The 10,116-nt window shown below is 39.1% G+C and carries 10 protein-coding genes; 5 read left to right on the top strand and 5 right to left on the bottom strand.

From position 1 onward, the window contains the following. The first annotated feature begins 27 nt into the window (after window positions 1-27). Window positions 28-1,416, top strand: a complete 1,389-nt coding sequence (locus CH76_RS05220) for an S-layer homology domain-containing protein (protein WP_036143888.1) — start codon at window positions 28-30, stop codon at window positions 1,414-1,416. A gap of 42 nt (window positions 1,417-1,458) precedes the next feature. Here the strand turns inward: CH76_RS05220 and CH76_RS05215 are convergent, their stop codons facing one another. The 3 genes from CH76_RS05215 to CH76_RS05205 are packed head-to-tail and all read right to left on the bottom strand — an operon-like array spanning window position 1,459 to window position 3,592. Beyond that, the gene (locus CH76_RS05215) at window positions 1,459-1,719 is read right to left on the bottom strand and encodes a ribosomal protein L7/L12 (protein WP_036143886.1); all 261 of its coding nucleotides are present in this window, start codon (window positions 1,717-1,719) and stop codon (window positions 1,459-1,461) included. A 14-nt stretch (window positions 1,720-1,733) separates the two neighbouring features. Beyond that, a complete protein-coding gene (locus tag CH76_RS05210) occupies window positions 1,734-2,672 on the bottom strand; it encodes a cation diffusion facilitator family transporter (protein ID WP_036143884.1) in 939 nt (312 codons plus the stop codon). Window positions 2,673-2,683: 11 nt separating this feature from the next. Then, complete coding sequence (locus CH76_RS05205; RefSeq protein ID WP_036143881.1) at window positions 2,684-3,592, bottom strand: LysR family transcriptional regulator; 909 nt, start codon at window positions 3,590-3,592, stop codon at window positions 2,684-2,686. Window positions 3,593-3,710: 118 nt separating this feature from the next. Here CH76_RS05205 and CH76_RS05200 point away from each other — a divergent pair, with 118 nt between their 5' ends. Continuing rightward, window positions 3,711-4,901, top strand: coding sequence for a coenzyme F420-0:L-glutamate ligase (locus CH76_RS05200; RefSeq protein ID WP_036143879.1), 1,191 nt, complete (start codon window positions 3,711-3,713; stop codon window positions 4,899-4,901). A gap of 38 nt (window positions 4,902-4,939) precedes the next feature. Here CH76_RS05200 and CH76_RS05195 read toward each other — a convergent pair whose 3' ends face one another. Then, window positions 4,940-5,782: an SDR family oxidoreductase gene (locus tag CH76_RS05195; protein ID WP_036143877.1), complete on the bottom strand. Its 843-nt coding sequence runs from the start codon at window positions 5,780-5,782 to the stop codon at window positions 4,940-4,942. 95 nt (window positions 5,783-5,877) lie between these two features. Between CH76_RS05195 and CH76_RS05190 the strand changes: the two genes are divergently transcribed. Further along, window positions 5,878-6,192, top strand: a complete 315-nt coding sequence (locus CH76_RS05190) for a YbjQ family protein (RefSeq protein WP_036143875.1) — start codon at window positions 5,878-5,880, stop codon at window positions 6,190-6,192. 68 nt (window positions 6,193-6,260) lie between these two features. Continuing rightward, complete coding sequence (locus CH76_RS05185) at window positions 6,261-7,181, top strand: alpha/beta fold hydrolase (RefSeq protein ID WP_036143872.1); 921 nt, start codon at window positions 6,261-6,263, stop codon at window positions 7,179-7,181. 43 nt (window positions 7,182-7,224) lie between these two features. Here CH76_RS05185 and CH76_RS05180 read toward each other — a convergent pair whose 3' ends face one another. Then, complete coding sequence (locus CH76_RS05180) at window positions 7,225-9,201, bottom strand: methyl-accepting chemotaxis protein (RefSeq protein WP_036143870.1); 1,977 nt, start codon at window positions 9,199-9,201, stop codon at window positions 7,225-7,227. Window positions 9,202-9,358: 157 nt separating this feature from the next. Between CH76_RS05180 and pgeF the strand changes: the two genes are divergently transcribed. Then, window positions 9,359-10,111 carry a peptidoglycan editing factor PgeF gene (gene pgeF / locus CH76_RS05175; RefSeq protein WP_036143868.1) on the top strand — a complete coding sequence of 251 codons (753 nt, stop codon included), beginning with the start codon at window positions 9,359-9,361 and terminating at the stop codon, window positions 10,109-10,111. Window positions 10,112-10,116 lie beyond the last annotated feature (5 nt).

Genomic DNA, 10,116 nt, shown 5'->3' with positions numbered 1-10,116 from the left:
AAAAAAATTGATAAAGAGGTGGATTAATTGAAAATTCCATTAAAGGTTTTACTTGTATTTTCATTGTTCTTTAGCATGTTACCGCTATCTGCTGAAGCAAGGGGTATATTTAAAGATGTGCCTGAGTCAACACAATTTTACCCTGCTATTAATTGGGCACATTCCTCAGGTTTAATTAGGGGATATACCTATGATACATTTAAGCCTAAAAATTACTTAACTGAGGCTCATTTCGCTTTAATGATGGCACGCTTTATTGAGCCAAATGCATTTAGCAAAAGTCCGAACAGGAATGAACGTGATATTGCCTATAATGTTGTGCTAAAAAAGCATAATATTATCCTAAAAGGTCATAGCTCTATTAAACAGCGAGAGTTACTATTTACACGTTTAGATGTAGCTAAAGCATTTTATGCCTACGTAGAAAAAAAATCACCTGCTTCAGATAAACAAGCTATTGACTGGATGTATCACTATAATATTTCGTCAGGTAAAAACGTTAGCTCTGATAAATATATTGATTTTGGTGGTAATGATAAGCTTAAACGCGAACATATGGCACAATTCTTCAAAAATTTATACACTAATCGGTATTTTGATAAGCATGTTTTAAAACAAAGCTTTAAAGAGACTGAGTTATTCCAAAAAGACGCTCCCTTCCATAGCCCGACTCTTGTTGATTTTAACGGAGATGGCATTAAAGAAATGGTATTAACTTATGAAACATACAATAATGAATATAGTATTCGTATGGAAGGCTATCGCTATTATGCTATGTATCATTACAATGATGCGACTAACCTTTGGGAACTCATCAATGGTGGGTTTTTATATACGCCTGGTAAAGATGGTGGCTTAACATATGAAGTGAAGTCTTTAACAGGAAATAAGCAAGAACAGTTACTTATTTATTATTATGCGTATCGTTCACTAAGCATAGCAGCCATCACAGCAGAGAATTTAAAAGATATGAAGTTATCCATACCTGATTTATATGCTCACCCTTCTCCAGAAAGAGAATATCGTGATAATGGCATCGTACTTGGTCCACTAGGACATTACACAGGCTTTTACCGCATTGAAAATGGTCGCTTAACACGTAAGTCTCTAACACAAATTCCTCCTGTAACTATGCCTAATAATGCCGTGGAAATTAATTATTCTATTAATGAAGATGATTATGTTATGAGCTCTTATAATTATGGCGATACAATTGATATTAATGTAGGCGAACAAATTATTTTTACACAGGGAAAAAACAATTGGCTCGAAAAGCCCGTACGTATTATGTCTAGCGTACTAGAAGGCTCTGACGACACAAATATTTTTGCAGCCCCTGGTTTAATTAAGTATCAAATCCTTCCGAATCATGACTGGGAAAATGAATTTACGATTTATGTACGAATCCATGGTTAAATAGTAAAAGCAGGAAATGCAATTTCGCATTTCCTGCTTTTTTTACTGTATGGATGCTTTTACTTTATCTACATATAATTTAGCGTCAAGAAGACCTGCGCCCGTTTGTTCACGTACCATTTTAACAATTTTCACTTCGTTCGTACCCGCAATAAAAGCTTGCTTTACTAGCTCCTCAACATGTGGGTAAGCTGAAGCAATATCAATTGGTTGCTTAGGCTCCTTATTGCGTGTGAGTAACATAAAGATTACCATAGCAATTAAAAATAATGCGAGTATAGCGGTTATTGTACTTAAGTCCATAAACATCCCCCTTTTTAGTGGTGGTGATGATCCTCCTGCTGTCCTTCTATTGTGCAGGTTATTGCGTTAGTATGCGTATGCGCTATTGTTTCTACCTGTATGGTACTATGCTGAATGTTATGATCAGCTAACTTGTGTTCAAGCTTGTGCAGTAATGTTTGACTTTCTGCTGTTGTCATAGTTGGTGCTACAACAATATGGCAGGATAGTGCATTTAAACCACTAGTAATGGTCCATAAATGTAAGTCATGTATACCTTCTACCCCGTCCGTTTCGGTGATAACCTGTAAAATTTTATCAGTCTCTACGTTTGTAGGTGTACCCTCCATCAATACATGGACGGATGCTTTTGTCACATAGTAACCACTTCGTAATACCAATACAGCTACAATAATACTCGCTAATGGGTCAGCAAAACCCCAGCCAAAAAACATGATACAAAGTGCGGCAATAATCGCACCTACTGAACCAAGCATATCACTGATTACATGCAAGAAGGCCCCCCTCATATTGAGGTTTTCCTTTGTATCTGCACCGCGCATCATAATAAATGCCACTAAAATATTAACGAGTAAACCAATACTACTAATGATTAGCATACCTGTTGTGGCTACGGCTGGTGGGTTAGCAAAGCGTTGTACAGCTTCATAAAAAATAAACAACGCAATAATAATTAACGTTACACCGTTCACTACAGCTGCAATAATTTCGAAGCGCTTATAGCCATACGTTTTTGTTGCGGTTGCTGCACGCTCACTTAGATTAAAGGCAATAAGAGCAATGGCTAAAGAAATTGCATCTGACAACATATGACCTGCATCAGATAGCAGCGCTAAGCTGTTCGTTGCAATCCCGCCAACTACTTCAACAAACATGTACAGCGTAATAATAGTAAAGGAAATCGCTAATACTTTTTTATTCGCGCCATGTGTATGATCATGTTGCTCTCCCATCTAATCCCCCCTTAAGATTGCAAGAAATAATCTACTTGCTTGTTAACAACAATCTCTACAAATTTCATCGAGGCCGGTGATAGCTGGACACTATTTAAATAGCAAATCCCAATCTCACGCGCTGGGATTTGTTCGACTAGCTGCACTTCACGTAAGATGCCACTCGCTAAATAATCTTGCGAAAACTCACGCGTTACACAAGCAATGCCTAGATTAATCTTTGCAAAGTCTAACAATAATTCATGTGAGCCAAGCTCAAACTCTGGCGCTACCTCAATGCCATGTGATGCCATAAAAGTATCAATATAACGTCGAGAATTGGAGCTTTGCTCTAAAAAGATTAAAGGCCATTTCACAAGCTCCTTTAATGTCACAGGCTTGGCAAACATCTTACTGTACTTTTCCCCGTAGACAAACGTATCATGCACAGGCTGACACGGAATGAGTGTTAATTTTGGATCTTCAATAGGAAAATTACAAACAGCAACGTCAATCTCACCAGACTTTAAAATGCGACATAACTCGGATGTTGTACCATTGACGAGTTTAAATTTAATGTCGGGATAGAGCGTATGAAAGGTTTCGAGATAGGGCAGTAAAAAATGACGAGATATTGTATCCCCTACACCAATAGCAATCTTACCTGCTGTTAATGTCTTAAACTCTTGCATTTTCTTTTCGCCAGAGTCAATTAAATTTAATGCTGATTGTACATAATCAAATAATAACTTGCCTTCTTGCGTTAATGTCACACCTTTTGGGGTGCGATTAAATAGCCGCATGTCTAGTTCTTCTTCCAATTGTAAAATGGATTGGCTTACAGCAGGCTGTGTTAAATACAGTCCCCGCGCGGCTTTTGAGAAACTTTCACTTTGTGCAACCTGACTAAAAACACGATATAAATCTAGTTTACTTACCATATAAGCACTCCTTATACCCTATATCTGATATATTCATTTTACTTATAGCACTTGAGCGTGTATATTACAAGAGTAGTTAAATTTATTTACGTTCAAACGTAAAAAGGAGCGATTTTTAGTGGAACGAACAGTTGGTACAGTAACAAGAGGTCTTCGTTGCCCTATCATTAATGAAGGCGACAGCATTGAGCAAATCGTTGTCGACAGCGTATTAAAAGCTTCACAAGCAGAAGGTTTTTCAATTCAAGATAAAGATATCGTAGCAGTAACAGAATCAATCGTAGCACGTGCACAAGGTAACTATGCGTCAATCGATCAAATTGCTAAAGATATTACAAATAAATTTGGTGACGATACAGTAGGTATTACATTCCCTATCTTAAGTCGTAACCGCTTCGCAAACTGCCTACGTGGTATTGCACGTGGCGCTAAAAAAGTAGTTATTATGCTTAGCTACCCATCAGATGAAGTTGGTAACCACTTAATCTCTTTAGATATGTTAGACGAAAAAGGCGTTAACCCTTGGACAGATACATTAACTGAAGAACAATTCCGTGAGTTATTTGGCTTTAACAAGCACCGCTTCACTGGTATTGATTATATTGATTACTACAAAGAGTTAGTAACAGCTGAAGGCGCTGAATGTGAAATCGTCTTCTCACAAAAACCAAAAACAATTTTAGCTTATACAAAGAGCGTATTAACTTGTGATATCCACACACGTTTCCGTACAAAACGTATTTTAGAAGAAAATGGTGCAGAAAAAGTATTTACTTTAGATGACGTTTTATCTGAATCAGTTGACGGCAGTGGCTATAACGAACAATACGGCTTACTAGGCTCAAACAAATCTACAGAGCACGGCGTTAAATTATTCCCACGTAACTGCCAACCTGTAGTTGATAACATCCAAGCAATGTTAAAAGAAAAAACAGGTCAAGATGTTGAAGTTATGATTTATGGTGACGGCGCATTTAAAGATCCAGTGGGAAAAATTTGGGAGCTTGCTGACCCTGTTGTATCTCCAGCTTACACAGACGGCTTAGATGGCACACCAAACGAAGTAAAATTAAAATATTTAGCTGATAACAACTTTGCTAACCTACGCGGTGCAGACTTAGAAGCAGCTATTAAAAAACACATCAACGAAAAAGACGAAGACCTTACAGGTGCGATGGAAGCACAAGGTACTACACCTCGTAAACTAACTGACTTAATCGGCTCTCTTGCTGACTTAACTTCAGGTAGTGGCGACAAAGGTACACCAATCGTATTTATCCAAGGTTACTTCGATAACTTTACAAAATAAAAAATGAACTGCACCCCCGGTTTGGAGGTGCAGTTTTTTTATGGTTTTTTCGTTTTTGGTTTCATATCATAAGCAGTTTGAACAAGTGGGTCACGTTCACCTAAATCTTCGGTATAATCACGCGACCAAATGGCTTGGAGCTGGTGTTGTTGCTCTGCAATGATTTCCTTAGGCTCTACGTTACGATAACTTGTTTCCTTGCCTAGCACCACATTAACTGTAGTCTCTACAACAGGGTGGATTTTATACTGTTCATGAGGGAATGCTAGTGCATCATAATTAAACTCATTATGCTGTGGCTCCCACCCTTTGTATGTTTCAAACATGCGGTCATTAAAACCTGTAAAGAACGGCCCTGGATTAATTGTCGCTACCGCAACATTATATTCCTTCATTTCTTTATATAGCGCCTCTGCAAAGGCCTCTACTGCATGTTTAGATGCAGAGTATGCACCCGTAAATGGATCAACCGTCAAACCTGCCACAGAAGACATAAAAATAATTTTACCACTGCGTTTTTTCATCATTTGTTTGGCTACAAGTTGTGTAAGAGCTAGTGGTCCAAATACATTAACGTCAAATTGACGTTGTACATTGGCAAGTGGGATATCTACAACAGCTCCCCCTTCTGAAACACCTGCATTATTTAGTAGCACATCAACATCCCACTGTAATACTTTTTCACGGTCATTTGCATCTGTAACATCTAATTTTTCGACTTGGAAATCTAACCCTCGCTCACGCATCTCTGCTTTTAATGTGGATACTTGCGCATACACCTCAGTTGTTGCAATAACACGCATACCTGCCTCACTTAAACGAAAAGCAATGGCACGGCCAAAGCCAGAGCCTGCACCTGTAATTACTACTGTTTTTGTCATATCCTCATCTCCTTAGTTAATTCTTTACCCTATTTTTTAAAAAATATAAAACTTTTTGTAAAATGAAACGTAAGATATAGAAAGGAGTGATAAATATGTTAGTAACAACAACACCTCAAATTGAGGGACATCAAATCGTAGAGTATCACGGTATTGTAAGTGGTGAAGCTATTATGGGGGCAAACGTCGTACGTGATATTTTTGCTTCAGTCACTGATATTATTGGTGGTCGTAGTGCTGCTTATGAAGATAAGCTAGCTGAAGGGCGCGAAATTGCACTAAAAGAAATGGAAGAACGTGCACGTGCTATGGGAGCTAACGCAGTTATAGGCGTTGACCTTGATTTCGAAACAGTGCGTGAGGGCATGATGATGTGTGTTGCCGCAGGTACAGCTGTTACCATTCGATAAAAATGTAGAGGCATCCGCTTAGGATGTCTCTTTTTGTGGGTAAAGAAGAACAAAGGGAGGCGTTATTTATGATAATTGATAGTACGTACAAGTCCGCTAATGAGCGTGACACAATTTATGCTTGGATTTATACACCTATTGCTAAGCCGAAGGGCATTGTACAAGTAATGCATGGTTATTTAGAGCACTCACGTCGTTACCTACCTCTTATTATGCGCTTAACAGCAGCGGGTTATATTGTATGCGCGAGCGACCATATTGGGCATGGTAAAACGGCTGAAGCCAATGGCACTTGGGGAGATTTTGGTGATAAAGGTTTTTCGACAGCTACAGCTGATGAGTATCAACTTACACAAATCGCCCAAGATAAATTTGGACCACTACCCGTCTTTTTATTTGGGCATAGTTGGGGCTCCTTAATTGCGCGTGACTATGCGGCACAGCATCCAGTAAAAGCTGCTGTCTTTTGCGGCACACTTCGACCTTTTGGCAATATGCCTAAACTACGCCCTATTTTACAGGAGCGAATCACAAAAGCAGAAGGTAGCGTACAAGACCCTGCGATTATTGGTGAGTTGTTTGAGGGTATGACAGAGCGCTATGATAATGCGCCTAATGGCAATGAGTGGGTAGCCATTTCGCAAGATGTCATGGCTGATTACGCGGCTGATCCTTACAATAACTTAACAGTGCCACCAACGATACAAGCCATTGCTGATTTAATTGAGCTTACCTACCATGTAAATGACCCTGCATGGTTTACTGCGATACCTGCTACATTACCAATGCATTTTATCGCAGGAGACCAAGACCCTGCAGGTTTATACGGTGAAGGTGTATACCATATCGCCAATAACTTAATCTCAACAGGTCACGAGGCAGTTTCCGTTAAACTTTACCCTGGCTACCGACACGAAATCCACAATGAACCTGAGCTTGCAGAAGAAGTCGCAGAAGATGTCATCCGCTTCTTCACTGCTAATACGTAATCAAAAAGGAGAAACCGCAAACGATGTGCGATTTCTCCTTTTATTATTTCACTTGAAATTTTGTAATCTCTTGTTGCAATTCTTCTACGCTAGATTCTAGTGTTTCTGCTGTTGCGGTAATTTCCTCCATTGCGCCTAATTGTTCTTCTGTTGCTTCTGCAATGGTTTCCATTTCATGGACAGATGCATCCGAAATACGCGCAACCTCCTCCATATCATCTACCACACTATCACTGCTCGCCGCAATTTTTTGTGCGTTAGCTAATACCGCTTCAAGCTGGTCGTTAATTTCTTCAATGAAGCGCTTAACCTCTAGGAAGTTATGTTCCGTTTGCATAAACATATCTAAGCCTTTTGCTACCTCACCACTTGTACGGTGCATAGAGTCTACCGAACGCGTTGATTCGCGCTGAATAGCATTAACAATATCCTGTACTTCAATTGTTGAACGATTGGTTTGTTCAGCTAATTTACGCACCTCATCTGCTACAACAGCAAAGCCTTTACCATGCTCGCCCGCACGTGCAGCTTCAATTGCGGCATTAAGTGCAAGTAAGTTAGTTTGCTCAGAGATTGACGTAATCACTGTTACAATTTCATTAATTTGTGTAGCATAGTCATTTACCGTACTAATATCGCCTGACAGCTCTGTAATAATACCATCAATTTTACGCATCTGTTGCTCTGTTGAAAGCACCAATTTATGCCCTACCTCAGTCGTTTGCTCTGCTGTTGTGGCATCACTTGTTACCTTGTGCGTATGTTCATGGATAGATTGAATGTCCTCAGACACGCTTTGCATAGCAATAACACTTTTTTGAATACGTGCAGCTTGCTCATCCATCCCCTCTTGAATACGCATCATAGAGCTAGCAATCTGCTCAACTGCTTTTGTGCTGTCCTCTGTTGTAGCAGTTAACTCCTCTGAAGCAGCTAAAATAGACGATGATTTATTTTGGATATGTCCAATAATAGAAGCTAGCATATCACTCATGCGATTAAAAGCACGGCTTAAAATACCAATTTCATCGCGCGTTCGTACCTCTAACTCATTACGTAAATCACCCTCGCTCATTACTTCAGCAACTTCTGTCATATTACGAAGCGGCTTAACAATCGAACGAATAATATAATACACATACGCACCTAGTACAACTAACGATAACGTAAGCACAAGCAAAATGATTTTTAAAATTGGTGCAACTGCCTCGTCTACTTCTTTCGTAAACATCATGCCACCAATATGCCACTTGGTAAGCTCATTACTATGAGCAAAAACCTCAGCCTTATTACCATCCACAGTATGAGCAAAAGTTTTGTCATTTAGTGTTGCTAATTGCTTCGCCCATTCTTCTTGTGATTTATCATCACCTGTCGCCATCGTTGGATGTGCAATTACTGTACCTGCCTCTGATAGTAAAACAGGGTAGCCCTCTTTACCAATTTCGATGCCCGTTACCATTTCTTGTAGCGAAGCTAAATTTAAATTAGTAGCAAAAACGCCTTGCCCATTGTCTAGCTTTTTAGAAATCGTAACAACCCAGTCACCTGTCGATGCTGTCTCATGTGGCTCAGAGATAATTACCTCATTAGGGCTTGCCATCGCATCTTTATACCAATCACGTGTGCGTGGATCAAAATCCTTATTTCCCATTAAACCAAGATCAGGGTGTTGTAAGGTTACACCTTTTGTTGTGCCAATAAATGAAGATACAATACCATCACTCGTTTCGAAGTATTGCTCAAGGCGCTCTAAAATAATTGGGCCTTCTTCCTTTTCAACATTAAGTGTTTGTGCAAAGTACCCTGCATCATGTACGATTGGTGAAACGTATTGATTAATGACATCATCAATCGTTGCTACACTTTGCTTTGCACTATTATGTATTTGCGAACTGATTTCTTTCTTTGCTGCAAAAAATGAGTTGCTAGCAATAAGTAAAGTTGGTACGAGTAAAGCTAATAAAAATGCGACACTTAACTTCACATTAATTGATGTTTTTCTGCTGTTGTTTTTCATAGTAGGTGTTTAGTCTTTTTCTACTAAAACACTTCTCACCCCTTCTTCCTTATTTTTTTAGTCTTAATACTTATATTATAACGTATTTTTACTTTTTTCTGCATCTAATTTTTCATAATTGATGTCACAATTCCAAACATTTACCTAGGAGGATTTTATGAACTGGTATTATAAAGACGAAACGCTACGTGCAGGCTTTACAACTAAAGACAGCACACTGGCAGAACAAAATAATACAGCACTGCACGTTGCCAAAGACGAAGCGGCTGTACGTACTAATCGCGAGGCACTAGCAAAAGAGCTTAATTTACCTTTAGCTAACTTTGTATGTGCTAATCAAACACATAGTGCAAATGTCGTTAAAATTACAAGCGAACATAAAGGGCGCGGGGCATTTACTAATGATGATGCTATCGCTGATACAGATGCCATGTATACATGCGAGGATAATATTGTTCTTTGTACCTTCACAGCTGACTGCGTGCCAGTTATTTTTTATGACCGCACTAAACATCTCATAGGTGTTATTCACTCTGGCTGGCAAGGCACTGTAAAAGAAATTACACGTCATACCTTAAACACTATCATGGCAGATGAACAGTGCAACCCTGCGGATATCGTTATTCATATTGGTGCAGCACTTAGTCAGGATAAATTTGAAGTAGATGCAGATGTGTATCATAAATTTAAAGCACTGGGCTATGCAGAGGATTTCATGTACTTTAATGAACCAACAGGCAAGTATCATATTGATAATCAACGTACTGTAAAAAAACAGTGTGAGCTTGTGGGCGTGCCTACGGCAAATATTGTATTAGCAAATGCTTGTACATTTAAAGATGAGGACGGATTTTCATACCGTGAAGACCGCAGCTGCGGGCGTCATTTACATTTCATTGTGCAAAACTAATAAAA

It is taken from the genome of Lysinibacillus sp. BF-4, from assembly GCF_000743635.1.
GTDB classification, from domain to species: Bacteria; Bacillota; Bacilli; order Bacillales_A; family Planococcaceae; genus Metalysinibacillus; species Metalysinibacillus saudimassiliensis.
The sequence above is the reverse complement of the archived record's forward strand: the minus strand, read 5'-3'. Positions and strand labels throughout refer to the sequence as shown.